This window comes from Pseudomyxococcus flavus, assembly GCF_050038885.1.
In the GTDB taxonomy this organism is placed as follows: domain Bacteria; phylum Myxococcota; class Myxococcia; order Myxococcales; family Myxococcaceae; genus Myxococcus; species Myxococcus flavus.
Genome location: NZ_CP143624.1, coordinates 1,725,200 through 1,749,374 on the forward strand (window position 1 = coordinate 1,725,200; position 24,175 = coordinate 1,749,374).

Consider the following 24,175-nt stretch of genomic DNA (forward strand, 5'->3'; position numbering starts at 1 on the left):
GGTGACATGCGCTTCGACCGGAGGCGCTGGGACGGCTCTGGAAACGTGGCATGGTGCGCTCGCCATGGCCGTCAGCATCTTCGACCTCTTCAAGATTGGGATTGGACCTTCCAGCTCGCACACCGTCGGCCCCATGCGGGCAGCGCGCATGTTCGCGCGCAAGCTGGCGGACGCGGGCCACCTGGAGCGGCTCACGAAGCTCAAGGTAGAGCTGTTCGGCTCGCTGGGCGCGACGGGCAAGGGACACGGCAGCGACAAGGCCGTGGTGCTGGGCCTGCTCGGAGAGACGCCGGAGGCCGTGGACGTGGAGGCCGTGCCCGCGATGATTTCCCGCTGGCGCGCGGAGGGCCGCCTGGCGTTGCTCGGCCAGCGTGACGTGACGTTCCGAGACGGCGAGCACCTCGTGATGCACCGCCGGCGCTCGCTGCCCTTCCATCCCAACGGCATGCGCTTCACCGCCAGCGGCGCGGACGGCGTGGAGCTGGTGTCGACCGTCTACTACTCCGTGGGCGGAGGCTTCGTCGTCGACGACACGGCGGCCGCCGCGGGCAAGGACCCGCTGAGCAAGGACACCACGCCCCTCCCCTTCCCCTTCCAGTCCGCCGCGGCGCTGCTCGCGCACTGCGAGCGCGAGCGCATGAGCATCAGCTCCATCATGCTGGCGAACGAGAAGACGTGGCGCGACGAGGCGGAGATTCGCGCGGGGCTGCTGCGCATCTGGGACGTCATGCAGGCCTGCGTGCGCCGCGGCTGCACCAGCGGGGGCATCCTCCCCGGAGGCCTCAAGGTGGAGCGCCGCGCCGCCGGGCTGTACCAGAAGCTCATCAGCCGCCCCGAGGCCGGGCTCACCAACCCGCTCACCGTGCTGGACTGGGTGAACCTCTACGCCCTGGCCGTCAACGAGGAGAACGCGGCGGGCGGCCGCGTCGTCACCGCGCCCACCAACGGCGCGGCGGGCATCATCCCCGCGGTGCTGCACTACTACTGGCGCTTCGTACCGGGCGCGAACGAGGACGGCGTGGTGCGCTTCCTGCTCACCGCGGGCGCCATTGGCGTGCTCTACAAGGAGAACGCCTCCATCAGCGGCGCCGAGGTGGGCTGCCAGGGCGAGGTCGGCAGCGCCTGCTCCATGGCCGCGGGCGCGCTCACCGAGGTCATGGGCGGCACGCCGCTCCAGGTGGAGAACGCGGCGGAGATCGCCATGGAGCACAACCTGGGACTCACCTGCGACCCCATTGGCGGCCTGGTGCAGGTGCCCTGCATCGAGCGCAACGCCATGGCCTCCGTGAAGGCCATCAACGCCACGCGCATGGCGCTCTCCGGCGACGGGCGCCACTTCGTCAGCCTGGACAAGGTCATCCGGACCATGCGCGACACCGGCCGCGACATGAAGGACAAGTACAAGGAGACGGCGCGAGGAGGCCTGGCCGCCAACGTCCTGGAAGTGGCGAACCTGAGCGTGGGCCTGCCGGAATGCTGAGCAGCAATCGTCCTGGGGCGTAGCGCTCACGCTGTGGGTGTCTTGCACGTCAAGCCGCGTCCCCTCTAAGACGCGGCGCAGGAGCGCGGCCCCATCGAGCCGCGCCCAAAGGACACACCCCGTGCTCAAGAAGATTCTCGGTGGCCTTGCCGCCGCCATCCTGCTGTTCGTCGGCTTCATCGCCACCCGTCCCGACACGTTCACCACTCAGCGCAGCGCGGTGCTCCCCGTGTCCGCGGACATCGCCTTCGCGCGGGTGAACGACTTGCGCCGCTGGTCCGACTGGTCCCCCTGGGCCGCCCTTGACCCGCAGCAGAAGAACACGTACTCCGGTCCGGAGTCGGGCACGGGCTCGAGCCAGTCGTGGGTGGGCAACGACCAGGTCGGTGAGGGCCGGATGACCATCACCGACAGCAAGGCCAACGAGCAGGTCACCCTCGAGCTGGAGTTCATCAAGCCCATCGCCTCCACCAGCACCACCACCTTCACCTTCAGCCCCGCCGAGGGTGGCACCCAGGTCGTCTGGACCATGTCGGGCGACCACAACTTCCTGAGCAAGGTCATGAGCCTGTTCATCGACATGGACGCGATGATTGGGAAGGACTTCGAGAAGGGCCTCGCGAACCTGAAGACAGTCGCCGAAGCCGACGCGAAGAAGCGCGCCGAGGCCGAGGAGAAGGCCCGCGCGGAGGCCGAGGCTGCCGCCGCCGCGCAGAACGCCGAGGCCGCTCCGGCCGTGGCCGCGCCCGCGACGCCCTGATGCACGCGAGACGCTCCCGTGGAAGCAGAGCCCCCCCTGGGAGCGTGAGGCCCCGCCGCCGGCGTGGCTCAGCCGCCCGCGCCGGACCGCCCCGCGAGCAGGCCGAGCACGAAGGCCAGCACGGCCAGGAGTCCCGCCCACAGCGGTGGGATTCCCTTCGTCTTGGAGGCACCGGCCGCCCCCGAGACGCGCACCGCCCCGGCCTCCTCTGGAACGATGAGCCGGACCTTGATGACGGCCTGGGTGAGCACCGCCTCGACGTCGTTGAGGAAGCGCTCGTACTCCTCGGCCTGCATCTCCAGCGGCTCGCCGTGGTGGAGCTCGTAGCGCTTCGCCACCGCCTCGAAGTTGCGCAGCTGCGCCTCACGCTTCGACACGTCCACCCAGCCACACGTCAGCGAGGGCCCGGCGCCCTTGCGCGGCACCAGGGAGATGGCCTGCCGTGCCAGCTTCCCGCCCGCGGTGCTCGGCCCCTCCGGCTCATCGATGCGCAGCACCCGGTGGGGCCCTCGCCCGTACATCTTCTTCGACAGCGCCTCGCGAAGCTGCTCCGCGAGCAGCGCCGAGTGGTTGGCGAACATCGTCCGCAGTGCCGGTGCCTCGTCCGCCGCCGCCACCTTGGCGCCCAGGGGCTCCAGGGGGCTGAGGCGCACCACGCCCGCGCTGGCAAGGGGCTCACTCGCGCGCGGAGCGCTGGAGCGCTTCTCCCCTCCCGCCGCAAGCCAGCCCGTGGGCTTCGCGGAGGCCCCGCCACCGCGCGCCAGGGGCGGCTTCGGCGGAATGACGTCCGTGCGCACCTCCGTGGCGGGAGGCGGCGGTGGTGATGCCGCCCGCGAGGGCTTCCCACCGGCACGTGAACGTCCAGAGCGAGGCGCGAGCCGCTCCTCCTCCGGGAGGCCCATCCGGGTCTCCTCGGTGAGCGGCTCCACCGGCCCCATGCGCGCGTCCTCGAAGCGGGGCTCCACCGGCCCCATGCGCGTCTCATCGGAGCGAGGCTCCACCGGCCCCATGCGCGTCTCATCGAAGCGAGGCGCCCTGGAGGCCCTCCGCGACTCCGCGGGGCCCATGCGCGTCTCCTCGGGGCGCGTCAGGAGCGGGATGTCCCGCGTCGCGTCCTCGTCCTCCTCGGGATGCGACAGGAGCGGGATGTCCCGCGTCGCGTCCTCGTCCTCCTCCGGCGCGATGCGCGTCTCCTCGGAACGCCCCGGGCGACCGGGCCGCCTGTTCCCGTCAGACATGTCGTCCCTCTCCGGGACGAGCATACTTCAAGGGCGGGGCGGCGCCGCTTCATGGACGCCGCCCGTCCGGCTCAGGCCCCCGCCACCGGCGCCGGCGCCTCGCCGCGCGGCAGGACGGCCTGCAGCACCAGGCCCAGCGCGACCACCAGCACGCAGCCAATGACGTTGAACCAGAGGTAGCCGATATCGGAGAGGAAGAAGAGGGCAATCACCGCCGCCTGGGAGAGGACGGCCGCGGCGAACACGGCATGGCCGCGCACGTGCTTCACGAAGAAGGCCACCAGGAAGATGCCCAGCACCGTGCCGTAGAAGATGGACCCCAGGATGTTGACCGCCTGGATGAGGTTGTCGAGCAGCGACGCGAAGGTCGCGAAGCCCACGGCGACCAGCCCCCAGAACACGGTGAACAGCTTCGAGGCCACCAGCACGTGCCGGTCCGAGGCGTCCCGGCGGAACACGCGGCGGTAGAAGTCCACCGTCGTCGTCGCGCCCAGGGCGGTCAGCTCGCTGGCGATGGAGCTCATGGCCGCCGACAGGATGACGGCGATGAGCAGGCCGAAGAGGCCGCTCGGCAGCCAGCGCTTCACGAAGGTGATGAAGATGTAGTCGGAGTCCTTCGTCTCCGCCCCGGGCAGCGCGCGGGCCACCATCTCCTTGGCCTCCTTCCGGACCGCGCTCGCCTCCTGCTGCGCGCTCCGGAGCAGGGACCGGGAGGCCTCACCGGCCGCGGCATCTCCCGCTTCGACTGCCGCGAGGTAGCGCTCCACCTCCGCGCGCTTGCCGGCCTGGACGTGCTCCCACTTCGCCTCCAGCGCGGCGTACTCGCCGGCCTGCGCCGTGGCCTGTACGCGCGTGCGCAGCGTCTCGTTGAAGAGCAGCGGGGGCGTGCTGAACTGGTAGAAGACGAAGACGAGAATCCCGACGAAGAGGATGAGGAACTGCATCGGGATTTTCAGCACGCCGTTGAAGAGCAGCCCCAGCCGGCTCTCGGTGACGGAGCGCCCCGACAGGTAGCGCCCCACCTGCGACTGGTCCGTGCCGAAGTACGACAGGGACAGGAAGAGGCCGCCGGTGATGCCGGACCAGAAGTTGTAACGGTCCTGCACGTCCAGGTCGAAGCTCACCACGTTCATCCGGCCGAAGGCGCCGGCGACATCCACGGCCTTGCCGAACGACACGTGCTCGGGCAGCTGCCAGATGATGACGAGCGCCGCCACCACCATGCCGCCCATCATCACCACCATCTGCTGCTTCTGCGTCTGGCTCACCGCCTTGGCGCCGCCCGTCACCGTGTAGAGGATGACCAGCGCCCCCATGGCGATGACCGTGGGCTCCAGCGGCCACCCGAGGATGGAGGACAGGATGATGGCCGGCGCATAGAGGGTGATGCCCGCCGCCAGTCCGCGCTGGATGAGGAAGAGGAAGGCGCCCAACAGCCGCGTCTTCAGGTCGAAGCGCGACTCCAGGTACTCGTACGCGGTGATGACATTCAGCCGGTAGTAGATGGGGACGAAGATGGCGCTGATGATGATCATCGCGATGGGCAGTCCGAAGTAGAACTGCACGAACCGCATGCCGTCTTCGTAGGCCTGCCCGGGCACGGACAGGAAGGTGATGGCGCTCGCCTGCGTGGCCATCACCGCCAGCCCGATGGTGGGCCACTTCAGCTCGCGGCCACCGCGCAGGTACTCCTCACTGGTGCCCGCGCCACGGGACTTCCAGATGCCCCACCCCACGATGAACGCAATCGTCCCGCCCAGGACGAACCAGTCGAGCCCCGTCATGCGTACACCTCGGTGAGGGCCCAACACACGGCGACGAACACCACGAAGGTGCCCATCACCAGCAGGTAGATGTTGCGCCACGAGCCGAGCAGCGGCGGGGCGTCGTCGAGCTCCGGCCGGGGCGCGGGGGCCTCGGTGGCGGGCTCACGGGGAGTCAGGTCGGGGGCGGTGCTCATTGCGAGAGGATGTTGGCCAACAGGCGGTAGGCGCCGGGAACACCGGCGGGGAGCTGACGGAAGAAGGAAAGCCCCGTGTAGACGAAGGTGCCCTTGCCGTGACGGGCGACCAGCAACGAGCCCTGGAGCGGCGCCTCGCCAGCATCATGCATGGAGAACACCGGACGGTAGCGGCCATCCCACGACGACGCGAAGTAGAGCCCGCGCTCCTGCACCCAGCCCTCGAAGTCCGCGGGCGTCAGCGCGTTGGGCGCGCGCAGCAACGGCTCGTTGGCCGCCAGCGGCGTCATCGCCGCCGTCTCGTCCGTCACGCGGTCGCGGCCAATCTCCAGCGGGTAGGGACTCACCAGTGAGGTGAGCGGCCCCACGCGGCTGTTGGTGTTGTACTGGACCACCAGCCGGCCACCGCCCTCCACGTACCGGAGCAGCCGCTCGCGGTAGGCGGAGAGGTGCGTGTTGGCGTTGAAGGCGCGCACGCCCACGAGGATGGCGTCGAAGCGCTCCAGCGGCTCCGACGCGAGCCGCGCATCGGGCAACAGCGTCACCTCGTAGCCCACCTCGGCCAGGCTCTCCGCCACGCGGTCCCCCGGGCCGGGGATGTAGCCAATGCGCCGGCCCTTCGTGGCCAACGAGAAGGGCACCAGCGTGGCCACGGATGGCTGACGCACCGTCAGCGGAGGAATGTGCGCGTAGGACACCGAGCGGGCCTTCCACGACCAGGCGCGGTCCCCGACGTCCACCCAGACGCTCAACGTCCCCTTCTCCGTGGCGCCCTTCGGCGGCGTCACCTGGAAGCGCAGGGTGCGCTCGTCTCCGCGCGACGCGAGCTTGAGCTCGACGGACGCGGGCTCCACGCGCCATCCCGGCGGCGCCTCCAGCCGGAGCGTTCCCGGGGCGTTGTCCATCCCCGCGGTCACCACCACCGGCACGGACCGGCTCTCACCATTGGGGAACATGATGACGTCCTGCGCCAGCGTCGCGGTGACGGGCGGGACGATTTCGAAGTCCCGGTAGAGCTCTCCTCGCACCGGGTCCGTCCAGGCGTAGACCACGGGCCGGACGGCGCGGAACCGGCGGCCCGCCACCTCGTACTCGAACGTGACCGCCAGCGCGGACGGCCCTTCCGGATGCCCGGTGAGCGCGCGGTCCTTTTCGTCCAGCGCGTAGAGGCCGCCGCTCACGGGCTGACGGAGCCAGTACGGCGTGGAGATGGGCGCTGACACCGGAAGCGGCACCGAGCGCTTGAGCCGAACGGGCGCATTCTCTCCCAGCACCTGCCCCACGGCCTCGGGCTTCGCACCCGGGAGCGTCATGCTCACCCACTTGAGCGAGGCGGGTGAGCGGTTCAGCGCCACGGCTTCCACGTCCACCGCCACGCCCGGAACCCCCGAGGGGCTGGCGGCGCGCACCTCCAGGAACAGGCCCGCGCATGCGGCGATGAGGGCCTCCGTCTCACGCAGCTTGACGGCCTTCCACGGGTGGGAATCCGGCAGCGCGGACAGCGCCTCGTGCACGCGGACGAGCGCGGGCAGGGAGCGGTGAGGCGCGGACGCATCGAAAGCCTTCGTCGCGGCGCTCACCGCGCGGGCCACGGCCTCGGTGCCCTTCCAGCGCTTCCACGTGAAGTCGAGCCCCTCGAACACGTCACGCTTCGGCAGCGTCCCCGCCAGCGGTGTGAAGTACTCCGGGATGGGACCGCGCTCGGCCGCCACGCCGAAGCCCTGGCTCTTGTGCTGGCTCCGGCTCTCCGCGGCCACCTCACCCCATGAACGTCCCAGCAGCGCGTCGTAGCCACCCACGTCCACCTGGAGGTAGCGGGACATGTCCTCGTCCGGCCTCCGGTTCCAGTGGGAGACGTTGTGCAGCAGCCGGTCCGCCTTCCAGGGCTTCACCTCGGTGAGCTGCTCGGGGAAGCGCTTCGGGTCCGCCGCGGCGACGAAGGCCTCGGCCGCCAGGAGCGCGGAGGCCGTGTGGTGGCCGTGGTTCGGCGGCTGCGTGGTGAAGCGGGTGATGATGACGTCCGGCTGGAAGCGCCGGATGGCGAGCACCACGTCCGCCAGCACCGCGTCATGGCCCCAGATGCGCAGGGCCTCGTCCGCGCTCTTCGAGAAGCCGAAGTCCCGCGCCCGGGTGAAGAGCTGCTCGGCCCCGTCCACGCGCCGCGCGGCGAGCAGCTCGTGCGTGCGGATGAGGCCCAGCATCGCGTCCTGCTCGCTCCCGATGAGGTTCTGCCCGCCGTCACCACGCGTCACGGACAGGTACCCCGCGCGCAGGCCCCGTGCGCCCACCAGCCATGCGAGCAGGCGCGTGTTCTCGTCGTCCGGGTGCGCGGCGACGTACAGCACGCTGCCCGTCACGCCGAGCCGCTTCAGCCCCGCGGCGATTTCGCCTGCATGCGGCTGCCGTGAAGGCTGCGCGTTTGCCGTCGACCCGAATCCAAGGCTCATGGCCAGCGTCATTCCAACGAGGAACAGGTTCCGCATCCGGTCGGACCCTACAACATGACTCCCGCACGCGCGCGGGCTGCGTGCGCTGTGAGGTGACGCATGCCGGCACGGCCGCACATGACGTGTGGGCCCGCACTTCTGGTGGCATGCCAGCGGCGACCTGTTATCACGGCATGCCGTGACGTCCTCGTTCTCGACCGCGTGGCTTCGAGGAGATGCGAAAGCGCTCTCCTTCCTTCCCGATGACTACCGACACCGAGAAGCCCGCGCCCGGGCCGTGGCCGCAGCCGCGTCGCGAACGGTGTCGCCCGTGCTGCTCGACGTGCTGGGGGCACAGAACGCGCGCCTCGCGCCCAGTCCCGCGCGTGAGCGTAACCTCGCGTTGCTCGCCCGGCCCGGCACCGTCGCGGTGGTGACGGGCCAGCAGATGGGCCTCTTCCTCGGCCCGCTGTACACGCTCTACAAGGCCGCCTCCGCCATCGTCACGGCGCGCGCGCTCCAGGAAGAAACCGGCCGCCCCTGCGTCCCCATCTTCTGGCTCCAGACGGAGGACCACGACCTGCCGGAGATTGACCACTGTGTCATCCCACGCCCGGGCGGCGGGCCATGTCGACTGGCGCTCGAGCTTCCGGATGCAGCAACGTCTCGAGCGCCCATCGCCCACCGCCACCTCGGCCCGAGCGTCCTCCCCGCCCTGGCCGCCCTCCGCGCCGAGCTGTGCGCCGAGCCCCACGCGGAGGAACACCTCTCCCTGCTGGAGCGGGCCTACCGTCCCGAAGCCACGCTCGCGGGAGCCTTCGCCGACGTCCTCTCGTCCCTCTTCGCCGAAGAAGGGCTCCTCTTCCTCGACCCGCGCGACGCACGGCTGGCACCGCTGGCCGCCCCCGTGCACCGCTTCGCGCTCCAGGAAGCCGCGGCGCTCTCCGCCGCGCTCGCGGTCCGCGTGGAGGCGCTCTCCGCCGCGGGCTTCGCGGTGCAGGTCCACATCCGCCCGGGCGCGCCCCTCAGCTTCTTCTCGCCGGACGCGGTCGACGGTCCACGCTACCGGCTGGACCCGGCAGGCCCCGACGCCTGGAGCCTCGTGGGCCACCCGGACAGTGCCTCCATCCGCCAGGACGCGCTGCACACCGCGCTGGAGCGCGAGCCCCTCCGCTTCACCACCTCCGCGCTCCTGCGTCCCCTGCTCCAGGACACCTGGCTCCCCACGGCGGCGTATGTCGGCGGGCCCGGCGAGCTGGCCTACTTCGCGCAACTGGCGCCGCTCTATGCGCACGCGGGCCTGCCCATGCCGCTGGCCATTCCCAGGGCCGGCTTCCGGGTGCTCGACGACCGCACGCGCCGGTGGCTGGGCAAGCTGGGGCTCCATGCCGACGAGGTCAATGTTCCTCGCGACGCCCTGCTGACGAAGCTGGCCACGCGCGATGCGCCCGAGCTCCTGGAGACGCCCGAGGCCCTGGAGGCGCGCCTGTTCGGCACCTTCGCCTCGCAGCTGGAGGAGCTCGCCGGGCCGGTGACGGCGCTGGACGCGAACCTCCAGGACGCGCTCCAGCGCACGCGGGCCACGGTGCGCGTCGCGGTGTCCCGGCTGACGGGCCGCTACCGCAGCGCGCTCGCCCGCCGTGACGCCACCGCCGCCGAGCGGGTGGACCGGCTGCGCACCTTCCTGTTTCCGGACGATGCGCCCCAGGAGCGCGTCCTGGGGCTGCCCTACTTCGCCTGCCGCATCGGCACACGCGCCTTCACGCGGATGGTGCTGGACGCGTGTGTGCCCTTCTCCGGCGACCAGAAGGACCTGACGCCATGAGCACCGCGGGAACGACCTACGGCATCGACGTCCTCGCCTTCGGTCCGCATCCGGACGACGTGGAGCTGTTCTGCGGCGGGCTCCTGGCGAGCATGGCCGCCCGGGGCCACCGCACCGGCATCGTCGACCTGACGCGCGGGGAGAAGAGCTCGCGCGGCACGCCGCAATCCCGCGCCGAGGAGACGCAGGCTGCCTCCCGCGCGCTGGGGCTGGCCCACCGTGAGAACCTGGAGCTGCCCGACGGCTGGGTCAATCCATGGTCCGGCTTCGAAACCCCCGAACCCGAGCGCGCGCGCACCGCCGCCGTGGCCCGCGTGGTGGAGGCGCTGCGGCGCCTGCGGCCGGAGCTCGTCATCGTCCCGTGGGAGAAGGAGCGGCACCCCGACCACGAGGCCACCAGCGCGCTGGTGACACGCGCCCTCTTCTTCGCAAGCGTGCGCAAGTTCGACGCCGAGCCCGCTTCGGAGCCCTTCACGCCGCGGCAGGTGCTCTACTACCCGCTGCGGCACCTGGCGGAGCCCAGCTTCGTCGTCGACGTCTCCGCCGTCTATGAGCGCAAGCTGGCGGCGGTGCATTGCTATGCCAGCCAGGTGCAGCCCCGCCCGGATGCGCCACCCACGCTGGTGGGCTCGCCGCTGTCGCTGTCGTCGTTGGAGGCGAGGGACGCTTTCTATGGCGCGCAGATTGGCGTCTCCCACGGCGAGCCCTATGTCGTGCGCGAGGCGCTGGGGCTGGCAGACCCGCTCGAGCACTTCCGCAGGAATAGCTTCGCGAGGCCCCTGTTCTTCCCGGCACGCACATGAATGCCCCGCTCAACGTGGCCATCACCTGCTTTCCGACCTTTGGCGGTAGCGGCATGGTCGCCACGGAGATTGGCCTCGCCATGGCCGACCGGGGTCACCGCGTCCACTTCATCGCGCGCGATTTGCCGGTGCGGCTCCACGGGAGCAACCGCAAGGTCTTCTTCCACGAGGTGACGGAGAGCGACTACCCGGCGCTCCAGCAGTCCAGCACCTATCCCATCGCGCTGGCCTCCAAGATGATTGAGGTGGCCAACTACGAGCGCCTGGACGTGCTGCACGTCCACTATGCGGTGCCCCACGCCACCGCCGCGTGGATGGCGCGCGAGGTGCTGGGCCACAAGGCCCCGCGCGTCGTCACCACGTTGCACGGCACGGACACCACGCTGGTGGGCATCGACCCCAGCTACCTGCCGATTACGCGCTTCTCCATCATCCGCAGCGACGCGGTGACGGTGCCGTCGGCCTACCTGCGCCGCGAGACGTGGCGGGGCTTCGACATCCCGGAGAGCGTCCCCATCGACGTCATCCCCAACTTCGTGGACACCGCGCGCTATGCGCCGGTGCGCGACCGCGCCTGCCTGCGCGCGCTCTTCCCGGCGCTGCGCGAGCACGAGCCGGTGCTCATCCACATCTCCAACTTCCGGCCGGTGAAGCGCATCGCCGACGTGGTCGCCATCTTCACCGAGGTCCACGCGCAGCGGCCCTGCCGGCTGGTGATGATTGGGGACGGCCCGGAGCGCTCTCCCGCCGAGCGCATGCTGCGCGAGCGGGGCCTGGAGGGCCGCGTCGCCTTCCTCGGCAAGCAGGACCGCTTCGAGGAGCTGCTCGCCGCGGCCGACGTCTTCCTCCTCCCCAGCGAGCAGGAGAGCTTCGGGCTCGCTGCCCTGGAGGCGCTGAGCTGCGGCATCCCCGTGGTGGCGAGCGACCTGGGCGGAATCCCGGAGCTGGTGCGGCACGGGGAGACGGGCTTCCTGGCACCCCTGGGTGACGTGAAGGCCATGGCCGGGCACGTGCTCACCCTGGTCGAGACTCCGGAGCGCTGGGCGGGCTTCTCGCGCCGGGCGCGGGCCCATGTCCTGGAGCACTTCCAGAAGGAGCCCGCCATCGACCGGTACGAGGCGCTCTACCGCCGGCTGCTCACGGGGCCCCTCCGTCGCTGACGCAGGAGCCCCGGAGCACACCGGGCTACTTCTTGTTCTTCCAGTCCGCCAGCGCCTTGGAGACCTGGTCACGGAAGAAGAAGTTCTTGTCCTTCTGCCCGAGGTCCCACGCGGCCTGCGCGGCCTTGCGGGCATCCGCGTACTTGCCCATGCGCGACAGGACGTCCGCGCGAATCCAGTGGTTGTACCAGGTGGGGTTGGCGGCCACGGCCGCGTCCGCGTGCTTCAGCGCGGCGGCGTAGTCCTTGGTGGTCTCCGCCACGTAGGAGGCCGCGCTCGCGTGCATGCCGGCCGTGCTCTTCTGCGCCTGCTCGATGTTCGCCTTCGCGAAGGTGGCCGTGTCCACCTGGATGGGCACGGAGATGCGCAGCTTCTCCCACTCCAGGTCCAGGCGCGTGCCGGTGTCGGTGGTGTCGGAGAAGACGTACGTCAGGCGCTCACGCGACGGAATCGCGGTGGTGGTGGCGTTCACCGAGGCCACGTCCTTCGAGGCGTCATACGGCGCGCCGCCCCGCCACAGGCCCAGGTCCGTGTTGAGCATCACCTTCCAGCCCTTCTGCGAGGGCAGGCTGACGATGGCGTAGGAGCCGGCCGGCACGGCCTTGCCGCCGAAGGTGACGGGGTGGCTGAAGGTAATCTTCGTCGCCGCGTTGGCGCCGCTGCGCCACGGCTTGTCATTGGGGACCAGCTCGCCCCAGATCTTCCGGCCCTTCACGGCGGGGCTGGAATATTCGACGGAAATCTCGGAGACACCCACCTCCTGCGTCACCTTCGCGGCGGGGCTGGGGGCCGGCAGCTTGAGCTGCGCCAGCGCGGGCATCGCCGTCAGGGTCATCAGCGCGGAGGCCACTCCGCTGAAAATCACGTTCCGCATCGTCCTCACTTCGTCCTTTCCCGACCCGGAGGGGTCGCAGAGCCGGCGGAGTGTATAGACGAGGTCTGGCTCCACCTCACGTTTGACCTCGGCCTGCACCGCGTCATGAGGCGGCCGTCCAGGGAGGGGCTCGGGCACCCTCTACACACGAACGGCGGTGGACATTCCGGAGCACGTCGTGGTTCCCCCGCGCGCCCACACTGGCCATGCTGCGCGCCAGGGAGTCCCATGAAGCTCACGCGGCTCGAGGTCCACCACTACCGGAACGTCGTCCCTGGCACCTCGCTGGTGTTCAGCCCGTCGTACAACCTCGTGCTGGGGGAGAACGGCACCGGGCGGACGACACTGCTGGAGCTCATCTCCACGGTGCTGGGCTCGGACTTCTCCGGCCTCATCCACGAGCCCTTCGCGCTGGAGTACGACCTGGCCTTTCCGGGCATGAAGCTGCACGTCTTCGTCCGGAACGAGCGGAACGCTCCGCCGCCAGACCCGGACGCGCCGGTCCGCAAGGGCGCCGAGCTGATGCCCCTGCGCACGCCCGTGACGGCCGAGTCCGCGCTGCACCCTCGCATCGAGGTGGACGTGCAGTTTCATTCGCCCTCGGCGCGGCTGGTGATGCGCGCGGACGCGGAGGGCATCGACTGCAAGGTGGACGGCGAGGCCGTGTGGTCGCGGAGCATGCACTGGAGCTTGCTGGACCGCTCTGTATGGACGCTGCTGTTCATGACGGCGCAGTACATCGACGCGGGCATGAAGGACCGGCTCAAGGACCTGCTGCGCCGCACCTTCCTGCTGGCGCCCCAGCGCTTCGATGAGGCGCTGGGGATGTTCGAGCGCATCGGCGCCATCCGCTACGCGATGGAGGTGCGGGACGGCGAAGTGTTCCCACTGGGGCTGATGGCGCTGCCCACGTGGATGCCGGGTTGGCTGCGCGAGCGCGTGGAAGAGGCACCTCCGGCGGACGTACTGGAGCTGACGCACGATGCGCGCGAAAGCAGCTTCCTGGCGCGCTTCGTTGCGCTGGCGGACTTCGAGGCGGGGCGCTTCCGCGTGGAGGTGCTGGAGAAGCGCCCGTTCGAGAATGGCGGGCGCGTGGGCTTCGGTGGCTTCGGGTTCCAGTTCAGGCGCCGTGACGGCCGCGAGGTGACGCACGAAGCGCTGGGCTTTGGCCAGAAGCGCCTGCTGTCGCTGCTGTACTACCTGGATGTGAATGAGGACTTCGCCATCGCGGACGAGCTGGCCAATGGGCTGCACCCGCGCTGGGTGGAGGCCGCCATGCGGGAGCTGGGGGCGAGGCAGGTGTTCCTCGCGAGCCAGAGCCCGCTGCCGTTCGAGCACATCCTCTTTTCTTCCGCCGAGGCGCTGCGGGCGTCGCTCCTGCTATGCGGCAACACGCGCGAGGACGGCCCGGAGCGCATCGCGTGGAGGAACCCCACGCACGAGGCCGCGGGCCGGCTCTTCGACGCACACGGCCTGGGAGCGCACCCGCTGGCGGAGCTGCTGCGCCAGCACCTGTTCTGGTGACCTTCCCCAGCACCTGCACATGAACCGGCCAACCCCTGGCAGGGAAACCCCGTACGGGGGTCGTTAGCCGCCCCCGGATGACACCATCTCAATCAAGCTGGTATTGTTTGAACGACAACCTGCCAGACAAGAGAGAGCGAGATGACTGGCCCCACCTCTGGTCCTTCTAGTTCGTCCTACCCTGACTTGGAACGGCTGAGAGTCGAAGGCGAACTGCGGCTCAGGGAGGCCGAGCTGGAGTTCAAGAGAAGGGAGCAGGAGAACACTCGAAAGACCGCTGCGTTATCATCGCCTGTTATCGTAGCGATTTTCTCAGCATTGTTCGGCGTTCTAGGAACAGGGTTGGGCGCAGGCCTGCAAGGCTACTGGAATGCAAGCCTTGAGCAGCAGAAGTTCGAATACGGCCTCCTTGAACGCGCCCTTGCAACCGACGACAACTCCCTCGCAGCCAAGAGGCTGCTATTCCTCGCAAGAAGCGGAATCATCAACAGGCTCGATCGAACACAGATCGAACAAATGGCGGCAGAGCCCTCTCAACTCCCACTGTACGACCAAGGCAAGCTCGCCGGCGTTTCCGCCAGGAAAATCATCAACGCCGTCGAGGCGTATCGCCAGACCCATGGCGCATACCCCGACACCCTGACAAGGCTCAGTGAGGAGTACCCTCAAATCGAAAACGAAATATCACTCCTCGGGAAGACCAAAATCCAATACACCCCAGATCCGGATCGCGGATACATATTCAAATTCGCAGGCCAGGATGGATATCTTGGCACGCCTGACGACAAAATTCACGACAAGACAGGCCTGACTCATTGACCCAATACGTTCTGGCCTCAATCCGAGAGGACAGCTCAGGTGAAACCGACGCGCCAGCGCAGCATGGTGCGGCGTACGAGTGGCTTCAGGGACATATTGGCGGGCAGTGTCGAAAGGTGAAGCCTGGTGGGCTGTTTCTCGTATCTGGGCCATTCGCAGAGCAGTCACGGTTCGCCGCCCGAGACCAATCCCACACCGCGCGTGTCCGACTGGAGCAGCACCGCCCAGCCCACGCTCGTGTCCTCTCCTTCCTCGACGCCTGCCTCGCCGGGGCCCGGGCCTGGGGCGCCATGCTCGCCTCCTCCACACGCCCCCTGGTGCATCAGACAATCCGCCGGAGCCACAAAGAGAAGTGCATGAGCAAGTACTATCAGCTATCCGAAGACTACTTCCTTGACCATGGCATTACCGCCGGCCCCACCCTACCAGATGAAAGCATCATGGCGGGGAAGCGGGTCGAGGCCGACGTACTGCCAGAATTGATCTTCGAAATAAGCACCCCTGACGACGAACCGTGCCAACACTTCATGAGCGGCGGGGCCGTCATCGTCAGTCAGCGCTTCATCGAAGTGCTGCGCGAGGCCGGCGTCACCAACTTCCAGGTATTCCCAGCGCTTCTCATCAACCCAGAGACCCAGAAACAACGCACGGGGTTCTTTCTGTTCAATGTGCTCGGAATAACAACGGCCGCAGATATGCAGAGATCATCCTTCGACGTCTTGATGGAGGCAGGCACGGGAGGGCCGGACGTCCCCTTGGTGTCATTCAAGCAAATCGTGCTGGATGCGACCAAGGCGCGCGGGCTGCATATGTTCAGACTGGCGGAATCCCCCAGCGTCCTGGTCATTGACGAAACAATAAAGACAGCGCTCAAGGAGAACCGTCCAGAAGAAGGCTGGGGGATTGTACTCGAGGAAATCGAACACGCCCCCACCTGACCCCTCCTCTGAGCATGAGACGGATAGGGGCGCTGGTGAGGGTGGCGGACTGAAGCGAAGGGCCCGAGGGTTGGACGGGAGCGCTCATCGTCTCGGAGGAACTCAAGGACGCCCTGGAGCGCATGAAGGCAACGGGGGTGAAGTTCACGGAGGTATCGCCTTCTCACCCACGACTTCATGAGCTCGGCTCGTACGCACGGGCCCGAGGTGAACCCTGGCCATCACCTCCTGCGGATGAGCAACTCGGCGACGGCGCGAGCAGAGGCGTCCGGGTCGTTGGCGAACTCTGCGGGCACCATGCCGTTGAGCCACAGTGAAGCGAAGCCGTGCACGATGGACCACGCGGCGAGCGCGGCAAGCCGCTCATCCTTCTCGAACCGCCCCCCGGCCAGGCTGGAGAGCCCCTGGTGCAGGGCCGCTTCCGCGCGAGCCTGCGCGGCGACGAGCGCCGAATCGTCCCGGTTGTACAGGTCCGGGCGATTCATGACCTCGAAGTGCGCGCGGTGCCGGATGGCGAACCGCACGTAGGCCACACCCAGCTCGACGAAGTCCCTGGAGCGCTCGCGCTCGGCGGCCAGCTCGTCCGCGAGCAGGGTGTAGCCCTCCTCGGCGAGCGCCGTGAGCAGCCCCGCCTTGTCCGCGAAATGATGGGTCAGCGCAGCGTGTGAGACCCCCGCTCGCCGCGCCAGGTCGCGCAGGCTGAGGCCGGCAGGCCCGCCCTCCTGGATGGCCGCGATGGTCGTGTCGAGCAGGGCTCGGCGCAAGGAACCGTGATGATAGGAGCGACGCGTCACCTGCCCACCCTATCGCATCTTTCCATTGACAAGTTCCCCATCGAAATGAATCTTTCCAATGGAAAGATTGAACGCTCGCAAGGAGCTGTGGATGGAGCCGCTCATCGCACTCGTCGTTGTCACACTCGTGCTGCTCACGTTGGGGGCCCTGGGCGTGAAACGGCTCAGGCCCTGGGTGGTGCCGCTTCGCGGCGGGCTCGCCGTGATGTTCCTGCTGACGGGAGGAGCCCACTTCATCGGAATGCGTGAGGACATGATCCGGATGGTCCCCCCTGTGCTGCCGGCGCCAGGATTGATTGTCACGGTGACGGGCGTGCTCGAACTGCTGGGGGCCGCTGGCCTGCTCTGGCGGCGCACGGCCCCCCTCGCCGCCGCATGTCTCTCGGTCCTGCTCGTCCTGATGTTCCCGGCCAACGTCTACGCGGCCATCGCGGGCGTCATGACAGCGCCCTATGACCAGCTCCTGCCCCGGACCTTGATGCAGATTGTCTTCCTCTCCGCCACGATGGCCGTCGTGGTGCATGACGTCCGCGCCCGTCGGCGCTCCCCCCACCTGTCTCTTTCACCTGTCAGGCAATCGTGAGCGCTGCCGCCCATGAGCGGCACGGAGCTTCTGCGAGCTGGGGGACTCGGGTCCTTGATGCACCCGCTGAGGCAGCTCGTCTGACTCGCCCCCAGCAGTCAGGCCACAGCAGGCGCTGCGCTGACCTGTTGGGCGTCAGGCGGGGGCTTCGACTCGCGAGACCTACCGCCTGTCGCTCGTTCAAGAGGCTTCACGCCGCTGGCGTGGACTCGTAGCCGGCGTCGCGTAGCGCCTCCACCATGGCCGTGAGCGAGGCGGAGGACGGGTCGTGCTGCACGTGCACCTTGCCCTCTTGCAATTGCACCTCCACGTCACCGATGCCCTCCAGGTTGTGGAGCGCCTCGGTGACGTGGCGCACGCAGGAGTTGCACGTCATTCCAGAGACCGCGAGGGTGATTCGCTGCGAGCTGCGCATGGACTTCGTCCTTTCATCAGGTGAGCGGGGCGGAGCACCTCGCCCGCCCCACTGAAAGGACGCGGCATCGCCGCGTGCATTACAGGTGCTGCCCCCTTGAGCACGTCGATGCCGTCCGCGCGCATCCGGGCCGCACTGGCCGGCCCAGCCACGGTGCTCGTTGGGTGCTGGTACCAACCATCGTGGTCCTCGGGTCGCGGGTTGCCGCGCACCTGGAGCACGGTGGACATCCCGCCCATGTCGATGAAGCTGAACGGCCCGTGGCCGCCCCGCCTGGGCAGGCCGTTGGGCGTGATGCCTGCCCGTCGCGCCCATCGTCATGTACTCGGGAGCTATCCGGCGCATGCGCCGAGCCCTCCCCCGCCACCAACGTCAGTGCCAGTCCCAAGAAGGCGGCTGTCCGCCCGCCCGGCGGGCATCCCGTCTCCAGCTGCAGTTCCTCCAGCTTCGGGGCTCAAGGGAGGCCCTCGTCGGGCTGTAATGGACGGAAAGGGGGACGCGTCATCCGGGGCATGAGCGGCAGCTTCGCCGCTGCGCAACCACAGGAGTGCGAGGCATGCAGACCCCGGTCCAGAAACTCCAGCTCGTGCAGGGAGGGGCTACGCCCAGTGCGCGTGACGAGTTGCCCATCCTGGGAATGACGTGCGCGAGCTGCGTCCGCCGCGTCGAGACGGCCCTTCAGAAGGTGGAGGGGGTAGAAGAAGCTTCGGTGAACTTCGCCACCCAGCGCGCGCAGGTGCTCTATGACCCGCGGCGCACCAGTCGCGACGTCCTCGCGCGCGCCGTGGTGGAGGCCGGGTATGAGGTCCCCGCGCCTGCTCCGGCGGTCCGCCCGGAAAGCGTGGAAATGGACGTGCTCGGCATGACATGCGCCGCGTGCGTGCGGCGCATCGAAAAGGCCCTGGGGGCGGTTCGAGGCGTCGCCTCCGCGTCGGTGAACCTGGCCCTCAAGCGAGCGAAGGTGACGTACGACCCGAGCCTGACGTCGCCTGCGCAGCTTGCGGAGGCGGTGAAGCAGGCCGGGTACCAGGTCCCCGACGTGCCGCGCGCGCAGGGCCGTGAAGGCAGCGCGTCCGCCCGCGGCGCGGAGGCCGCGGATGCTGCGGAGGAGAAGGAGCGACAGGTCCTGAAGAGGGACTTCCTCCTCGCCCTTGTGCTGACCGTGCCGCTGCTGGTGGTGGCGATGTCCCACGGAGCCATTCCCGGGAGCGACGGGCCGTGGGGCCGGTGGCTGCAGTTCCTCCTGGCCACGCCTGTCGTCTTCGGCCCGGGGTGGCGCTTCTTCCGTCTGGCGTGGGCGGCACTGAGGCACCGGGCGGCGGACATGAACACCCTCGTGGCCATGGGCACGGGCGCCGCCTGGAGCTACTCGACGGTGGCCCTCGTGGCGCCGGGGCTCTTCCCCCACGCGGAACACGGTGTCGTGCCGCACCTCTACTTCGAGGCGGCCGCGGCCATCCTCACCTTCGTGCTGCTGGGCAAGCTGCTCGAGACGCGGGCCCGCAAGCGCCTGGCGGATGCGGTGCGAGGGCTCGTCGCGCTGCAGCCGAAGATGGCGCGCGTGGTGGAGGGCGACGTCGAGCGGGACGTACCCGTGGAGGCGCTCACCGTGGGAAGTCTCGTGCTGGTGCGGCCCGGGGAGCGGGTGCCCATGGATGGGGAGGTGGTCCGCGGGCAGTCCGCCGTGGATGAGTCCATGCTGACGGGGGAAAGCATGCCCGTGGAGAAGGGCGTGGGGGCGCCCGTCTTCGGCGGCACCCTCAATCAGAGCGGCGCCCTCACCTTCCGGGTGACGCGCACGGGCGGGGACACGGCACTCGCGCGCATCGTGGAGGCGGTGGAGCAGGCCCAGGGCTCGCGCGCGCCCATCGCCCGTCTGGCGGACGTGGTGAGCGGCATCTTCGTGCCGGTGGTGCTGGTCATTGCCACGGTGACGTTCGGGGTGTGGCTGGCCCTGGACCCGACGTCCGCGGGTCTGGCCACGGCGGTGGAGCGCTTCGTGGCGGTGCTCGTCATCGCCTGCCCGTGCGCGCTGGGGCTCGCCACCCCCGCGGCGGTGGCCGTGGGCACCGGTCGCGGGGCGGAGCTCGGCGTGCTGGTGAAGGGCGGAGCGGCGCTGGAGGCGGCGAGCCGAATCGACACGGTGCTCCTGGACAAGACGGGCACCCTCACCGAGGGCCGGCCGACGTTGACGGACGTGGTGGACCTCTCGGGAGAGGGCGAGGAGGCGCTGCTCGCGCTGGTGGCCAGCGTCGAACGCGAGAGCGAGCACCCGGTGGCCCGCGCGCTGGTGGAGGGCGCGAAGGAGCGGGCCGTAACGCTCCAGCAACCGACGGCCTTCCGGGCCGAGGCCGGCTTCGGCGTGGAGGCCGAGGTGGATGGCCGGCGGGTGCGGGTGGGCACCGAGGCGTGGCTACTGCAGGTGGGCGTGTCCACCCTGCCGCTCGAGGAGGAGGCGGACCGCCTCTCCGCTGACGGGCGCACCCCCTCCTTCGTGGCCGTTGACGGGAGGCTCGCGGGCCTGGTGGCGGTGGCGGACCGGCCCGCCCCCAACGCGCGCGCTGCCGTGGAGGCCCTCCAGGGCATGGGCATCCATGTGGCCATGGTGACGGGGGACCGGCGCAGGACGGCCACCGCCGTGGCCCGCGAGCTGGGTATCCACGAGGTGCACGCGGAGGTGAAGCCCGAGGACAAGGCGCGCCTGGTGGCCCAGCAGCGGGAGCAGGCGAGGACGGTCGCCATGGTGGGGGACGGCATCAACGATGCGCCGGCTTTGGCCGGAGCTCACGTGGGCGTGGCCATCGGCAGTGGCACGGACATCGCCGTGGCGGCCGCGGACGTGGCGCTCCTGCGCGGCGGCGTCGCGGGACTGCCCGGGGCCCTGCGGCTGGCGCGAGCCACGCTGCGCACCATCCGGCAGAACCTCTTCTGGGCCTTCGTCTACAACGTCATCGGCATCCCCATCGCCGCCGGGTTGCTCTACCCCTGGACGGGCTGGCTGCTCTCCCCGGTGCTCGCCAGCGCGGCCATGTCGCTCTCGAGCGTCTCGGTGCTGGCCAACTCCCTGCGCCTGCGGCGCTTCCACCCTGCCTGAGCCGGGTCGCGCCCCGTGTGGAATGCCCACGGGGCGCTGTTGTCCATGCGCGCCCATGCCGAGGAGGCGCCTGCGCCCCGCGAGGGCCAGGTGCGCGTGGAGCGCGGCCCCCCGCCCGCATCGAGGTACATGAGGGGAAACGGGTGCGACATGAAGAGGGTCCGCGACGAGCAGCCGTCCTGAGCTAGGCGCTGGCGTCGGCAGCCGCCGCGGCCTTCTTCGCGCAGCCGCAGTCCAGGCACCCGTTCGCGGCGCACCCGCCACACACCTGCTCGAGGGCGCCCTTGAGGGCTCTGCGCGCGCGGTGGAGCCGCACCCCCGCGTTGTTCTCCGTGACCCCTGCCTCGGCCGCCACGTCCTTCACGCTGCGCTCCTCGAGGTCGACCTTGCGGAGCATGTCCGCGTACTCGGCCTTCAGCGTGGGCAGAACCCGGTGCATGCACTGGCATATGTGCGCGGGCGCATCGTCCGGGGTGTGGCTCTCCTCCGGGGCAGCGTCCTTATCGTCGCTCAGCACCTCCTGCCCGCCACGGCGGAAGTGGTCCGCCACCACGTTGCGCAGGACCTGCTGGAACCAGGCGACGGCCGCCTCGGCCTCACGCGGGGCGGCGCCTTTCTCCAGCACCTTCACGAAAGCGGCCTGTACGAGCTCGTCCGCGAGCGCCGCGTCCTTCACTCGCCGCTGCACGAAGGCGACGAATGCTTCGCGGTGGCTCAGCAGCAACTGCATCAAATCCTGGCTCATGGACGGACTCATCACCATACCGAGGGGGATGGCATCAATATGGAGCAGATGCGCCTGGGGCGCATGGCCGTCCGCCCGCCCTCCCTCCGAGGCCCGCGGGAGCGGCGGGGCCTGACGTGACGGGGGCGCAGTAATGCTGCCGCGCCGGCTCGCGTCCTTCGGGGAGAGGTCACTTCATCCACTTCTTCCCCACGAGGTACCCGGTGGCACACCCGAAGTCCGCGCTTTTCACCGCATTCGCTTACCTCTCGCTGCTGGCCGCGCCGCTCGCCCTCGCGGGCCCCGTACCTGGCCGGGCAGCGCACGCCCACGCTCCCCCTCGGTCCACGACGGAGTCACCCATGTTCAGCACGCAGCTGCGCTCAACCTCATCGCCAGTGCAGGCCGGAAAGCCCACCACGCTGGCACTGCAAGTACGGAACGCACAGGGCCAGCCCGTGCCCACGCTGCCCCTCTCGCACGGCAAGCCCATGCACCTGTTCATCATCTCCAAGGACCTGCAGCGCTTCGAGCACCTGCACCCGGAGCCTCGGGGCGATGAGTTCGTGCTGGAGCACACCTTCGACACGGGTGGGGACTACACCCTGTTCGTGGACTACGCGCGCCCGGGCGGCAGCGCCCCGGTGGAGCGGCATGCGCTTCGGGTGGAGGGCCCTCCCCGTCCCACGGCCGCGCTCGCTGAAACGTCCGGGACGCAGCACAGCGGCGGGCTTGCCTTCACGCTGCATGGAGCCGACGCCGTGCGCGTAGGCGCCGGCGCCCGTCTGCACATCGCGGTCGCTGACGCAGCGACAGGCCGGCCCGTGGACGACCTCGAGCCCTACCTTGGGGCCATGGCCCACTTCGTGGTGCTCAGCGAGGACGGGCAGGACTTCCTCCACGTACACCCGCTCGACACCAAGGCGGGCCAGGGCGTCGCCGCCCACGCGGTGTTCCCTCGCGCCGGCCTCTACAAGCTCTGGGTCCAGGTGCAGCGCCAGGGCCAGGTGGTGACGGTCCCCTTCGTGCTGCGTGTGCAGGTGGGCGCACCGCCCCAGGGGGCTCACCCGTCCCATCACTAGATGCGCTTCAGGGAAAAGCCGCGGACTGTAACGTTCGGCCTCCCCCGTTCGTCAGTCTCGGCAAGGGAGGCGGGAGGCGACCCACTGTGGGCATGCCACCGTCTCCCACCACACGCTGGAGCGACGAACATCCATGGGAGCAGGACATCACCACGGCGGCCACTCGCATGCACACGGACAGCCGCGGCTCGGGCGCGCCTTCGCCTGGGGCATCGGGCTCAACCTCGCCTTCGTGGCCGTGGAGGCCACCTATGGCGTCCTCGCCAACTCCCTCGCCCTGCTCGCCGATGCAGGCCACAACCTGAGCGACGTGCTCGGCCTGGCCCTCGCCTGCGGCGCGAGCGTACTGGCACGACGCGGACCGACCTCGCGGCACACCTATGGGCTGAAGAGCGCCTCCATCCTCGCGGCCCTGTTCAATGCCCTGCTGCTGCTGGTGGCCGTGGGCGGCATCGGCTGGGAGGCCATCCAGCGGTTCGGAGAGCCCGCCCCGGTGGGCAGCACCACGGTGATGACCGTCGCCGGCGTGGGCATCCTCCTCAATACCGGCACGGCCCTCCTCTTCTGGAAGGACCGCAAGAGCGACCTCAACGTGCGCGGCGCCTTCCTCCACATGGCGGCGGACGCGGGCGTGTCGCTCGGGGTGGTACTCGCTGGCGCCCTCATCGGGTGGACCGGCTGGGCGTGGCTGGACCCGGTGGTGACGCTGGTCATCGCAGCCCTCATCCTCGTCTCCACCTGGGGCCTGCTGCGTGAGTCGCTCGCCCTCGTCCTGGACGCAGTGCCTGCCGGGGTGGACCTCCTGGCGGTCCGCGAGCTCCTCGAGCGGGAGACCCGCGCGCGCGACGTGCATGACCTGCACGTGTGGGGCATGAGCACCACCGAGGCGGCCCTCACCGCCCACCTCGTCCTCCCTCACGGCACAGTCGACGACCAGCGCCTGGCCCATCTGCGCAATCAGCTCCACAATGCCTTCGGCATCGAGCACGTCACGCTCCAGGTGGAGACAGGCGAGCTTTCGGGCCGGTGCGCGGTCTCGTCCAACTGCACTCCCGATGCCTCCGCCGCACCGACACACGCCCATGCCTGACGCCTCAGCCCCCCCTGCTGCCCGACTCGCCGCGCTCCTTCAGGCGGAGCAAAGGCGGTTCCTCGGCTTTCTCACGCCCCGGCTCGGGAGCCACGAGGCGGCGAGGGACCTGCTCCAGAGCGCGCTGCTCAAAGCCATCGAAAGGGGCGAGTCCCTCCGAGAGGAGGAGAGCGCCAGGGTCTGGTTCTTTCGCGTCCTGCGCAATGCCCTCGTCGACACCTACCGCCACGGCGACGCGGAGAGGCGGGCGCTCGAGGTCCACGCGCGCGAGGTGGCCATCGCCGAGGAGGCGTCGCAGGCGTTCGAGCAGCACGTCTGCGCCTGCGTCCAGCTCCTCGCCCAGGCGGTCAAGCCTGAGTACGCGGCGGTGGTGCAGGCCGTGGACCTCCAGGGGCAGAGCATCACGGAGTACGCCGCCACCGCGGGGCTCAGCGCCGGGAACGCCCGGATTCGGCTCCACCGCGCCCGGGCGGCCATGGGCCAGCGCCTCATGGAGCTGTGCGGGACGTGCTGCGCCCAGGGCTGCCAGGACTGCCTCTGCGAGGAGCCCCGGCCCAGCCGGTAGTCACCCGGGCGGCCATGCGGT

At 69.6% G+C, this 24,175-nt stretch carries 21 protein-coding genes; 13 read left to right on the top strand and 8 right to left on the bottom strand.

What is annotated here, in order from left to right; translation table 11 throughout:
* Positions 1-64 precede the first annotated feature (64 nt).
* On the top strand, positions 65-1,480 hold the full coding sequence (locus tag VZL07_RS07170) for an L-serine ammonia-lyase (protein ID WP_426754605.1): 1,416 nt from the start codon (positions 65-67) through the stop codon (positions 1,478-1,480).
* Positions 1,481-1,601: 121 nt separating this feature from the next.
* On the top strand, positions 1,602-2,240 hold the full coding sequence (locus VZL07_RS07175; protein ID WP_426754606.1) for an SRPBCC family protein: 639 nt from the start codon (positions 1,602-1,604) through the stop codon (positions 2,238-2,240).
* A 68-nt stretch (positions 2,241-2,308) separates the two neighbouring features.
* Here VZL07_RS07175 and VZL07_RS07180 read toward each other — a convergent pair whose 3' ends face one another.
* From VZL07_RS07180 to VZL07_RS07195, 4 genes are all read right to left on the bottom strand, one after another.
* Positions 2,309-3,478: a hypothetical protein gene (locus VZL07_RS07180; protein WP_426754607.1), complete on the bottom strand. Its 1,170-nt coding sequence runs from the start codon at positions 3,476-3,478 to the stop codon at positions 2,309-2,311.
* A gap of 71 nt (positions 3,479-3,549) precedes the next feature.
* The gene (locus VZL07_RS07185) at positions 3,550-5,262 is read right to left on the bottom strand and encodes a sodium:solute symporter (RefSeq protein ID WP_426754608.1); all 1,713 of its coding nucleotides are present in this window, start codon (positions 5,260-5,262) and stop codon (positions 3,550-3,552) included.
* Positions 5,259-5,438, bottom strand: a complete 180-nt coding sequence (locus VZL07_RS07190; protein ID WP_426754609.1) for a hypothetical protein — start codon at positions 5,436-5,438, stop codon at positions 5,259-5,261. Before VZL07_RS07190 ends, VZL07_RS07185 begins: the two co-directional genes overlap by 4 nt.
* Positions 5,435-7,921, bottom strand: a complete 2,487-nt coding sequence (locus VZL07_RS07195) for a PIG-L family deacetylase (RefSeq protein ID WP_426754610.1) — start codon at positions 7,919-7,921, stop codon at positions 5,435-5,437. Before VZL07_RS07195 ends, VZL07_RS07190 begins: the two co-directional genes overlap by 4 nt.
* 88 nt (positions 7,922-8,009) lie before the next feature.
* Here VZL07_RS07195 and bshC point away from each other — a divergent pair, with 88 nt between their 5' ends.
* Genes bshC through bshA form a run of 3 tightly spaced genes read left to right on the top strand, consistent with a single transcriptional unit; the run spans position 8,010 to position 11,652 of the window.
* Positions 8,010-9,689 (top strand): bacillithiol biosynthesis cysteine-adding enzyme BshC, encoded by a 1,680-nt coding sequence (bshC, locus tag VZL07_RS07200; protein ID WP_426754611.1) that lies wholly within the window; start codon positions 8,010-8,012, stop codon positions 9,687-9,689.
* Positions 9,686-10,492, top strand: coding sequence for a bacillithiol biosynthesis deacetylase BshB1 (gene bshB1 / locus VZL07_RS07205; RefSeq protein ID WP_426754612.1), 807 nt, complete (start codon positions 9,686-9,688; stop codon positions 10,490-10,492). Before bshC ends, bshB1 begins: the two co-directional genes overlap by 4 nt.
* Positions 10,489-11,652, top strand: a complete 1,164-nt coding sequence (gene bshA / locus VZL07_RS07210; protein ID WP_426754613.1) for an N-acetyl-alpha-D-glucosaminyl L-malate synthase BshA — start codon at positions 10,489-10,491, stop codon at positions 11,650-11,652. Before bshB1 ends, bshA begins: the two co-directional genes overlap by 4 nt.
* 25 nt (positions 11,653-11,677) lie before the next feature.
* Here bshA and VZL07_RS07215 read toward each other — a convergent pair whose 3' ends face one another.
* The gene (locus tag VZL07_RS07215) at positions 11,678-12,535 is read right to left on the bottom strand and encodes a DUF2911 domain-containing protein (RefSeq protein ID WP_426754614.1); all 858 of its coding nucleotides are present in this window, start codon (positions 12,533-12,535) and stop codon (positions 11,678-11,680) included.
* A gap of 219 nt (positions 12,536-12,754) precedes the next feature.
* Between VZL07_RS07215 and VZL07_RS07220 the strand changes: the two genes are divergently transcribed.
* The 3 genes from VZL07_RS07220 (at position 12,755) to VZL07_RS07230 (ending at position 15,807) form a co-directional block, all read left to right on the top strand.
* Positions 12,755-14,050 carry an AAA family ATPase gene (locus VZL07_RS07220; protein ID WP_426754615.1) on the top strand — a complete coding sequence of 432 codons (1,296 nt, stop codon included), beginning with the start codon at positions 12,755-12,757 and terminating at the stop codon, positions 14,048-14,050.
* Between the two features lie 141 nt (positions 14,051-14,191).
* The gene (locus VZL07_RS07225; protein ID WP_426754616.1) at positions 14,192-14,869 is read left to right on the top strand and encodes a hypothetical protein; all 678 of its coding nucleotides are present in this window, start codon (positions 14,192-14,194) and stop codon (positions 14,867-14,869) included.
* 356 nt (positions 14,870-15,225) lie between these two features.
* On the top strand, positions 15,226-15,807 hold the full coding sequence (locus tag VZL07_RS07230) for an imm11 family protein (RefSeq protein WP_426754617.1): 582 nt from the start codon (positions 15,226-15,228) through the stop codon (positions 15,805-15,807).
* A 221-nt stretch (positions 15,808-16,028) separates the two neighbouring features.
* Here the strand turns inward: VZL07_RS07230 and VZL07_RS07235 are convergent, their stop codons facing one another.
* Positions 16,029-16,571, bottom strand: a complete 543-nt coding sequence (locus VZL07_RS07235; RefSeq protein WP_426754618.1) for a TetR/AcrR family transcriptional regulator — start codon at positions 16,569-16,571, stop codon at positions 16,029-16,031.
* Positions 16,572-16,659: 88 nt separating this feature from the next.
* Between VZL07_RS07235 and VZL07_RS07240 the strand changes: the two genes are divergently transcribed.
* Complete coding sequence (locus VZL07_RS07240; protein ID WP_426754619.1) at positions 16,660-17,184, top strand: DoxX family protein; 525 nt, start codon at positions 16,660-16,662, stop codon at positions 17,182-17,184.
* Between the two features lie 190 nt (positions 17,185-17,374).
* On the opposite strand, the gene VZL07_RS07245 is transcribed toward VZL07_RS07240, so the two are convergent.
* Entirely contained in the window at positions 17,375-17,599 is a 225-nt protein-coding gene (locus VZL07_RS07245; protein WP_426754620.1) for a heavy-metal-associated domain-containing protein, read from the bottom strand.
* A 556-nt stretch (positions 17,600-18,155) separates the two neighbouring features.
* Here VZL07_RS07245 and VZL07_RS07250 point away from each other — a divergent pair.
* On the top strand, positions 18,156-20,693 hold the full coding sequence (locus tag VZL07_RS07250) for a heavy metal translocating P-type ATPase (RefSeq protein ID WP_426754621.1): 2,538 nt from the start codon (positions 18,156-18,158) through the stop codon (positions 20,691-20,693).
* A 184-nt stretch (positions 20,694-20,877) separates the two neighbouring features.
* On the opposite strand, the gene VZL07_RS07255 is transcribed toward VZL07_RS07250, so the two are convergent.
* On the bottom strand, positions 20,878-21,438 hold the full coding sequence (locus tag VZL07_RS07255) for an RNA polymerase sigma factor (RefSeq protein ID WP_426754622.1): 561 nt from the start codon (positions 21,436-21,438) through the stop codon (positions 20,878-20,880).
* Positions 21,439-21,779: 341 nt separating this feature from the next.
* Between VZL07_RS07255 and VZL07_RS07260 the strand changes: the two genes are divergently transcribed.
* The 3 genes from VZL07_RS07260 to VZL07_RS07270 all read left to right on the top strand — a co-directional run bounded on the left by VZL07_RS07260 (position 21,780) and on the right by VZL07_RS07270 (position 24,154).
* The gene (locus VZL07_RS07260; RefSeq protein ID WP_426754623.1) at positions 21,780-22,499 is read left to right on the top strand and encodes a hypothetical protein; all 720 of its coding nucleotides are present in this window, start codon (positions 21,780-21,782) and stop codon (positions 22,497-22,499) included.
* A gap of 133 nt (positions 22,500-22,632) precedes the next feature.
* Entirely contained in the window at positions 22,633-23,589 is a 957-nt protein-coding gene (locus tag VZL07_RS07265; protein WP_426754624.1) for a cation diffusion facilitator family transporter, read from the top strand.
* Positions 23,582-24,154, top strand: coding sequence for a sigma-70 family RNA polymerase sigma factor (locus VZL07_RS07270; protein WP_426754625.1), 573 nt, complete (start codon positions 23,582-23,584; stop codon positions 24,152-24,154). The genes VZL07_RS07265 and VZL07_RS07270 overlap by 8 nt, the downstream gene beginning before the upstream one ends.
* Positions 24,155-24,175: the final 21 nt, after the last annotated feature.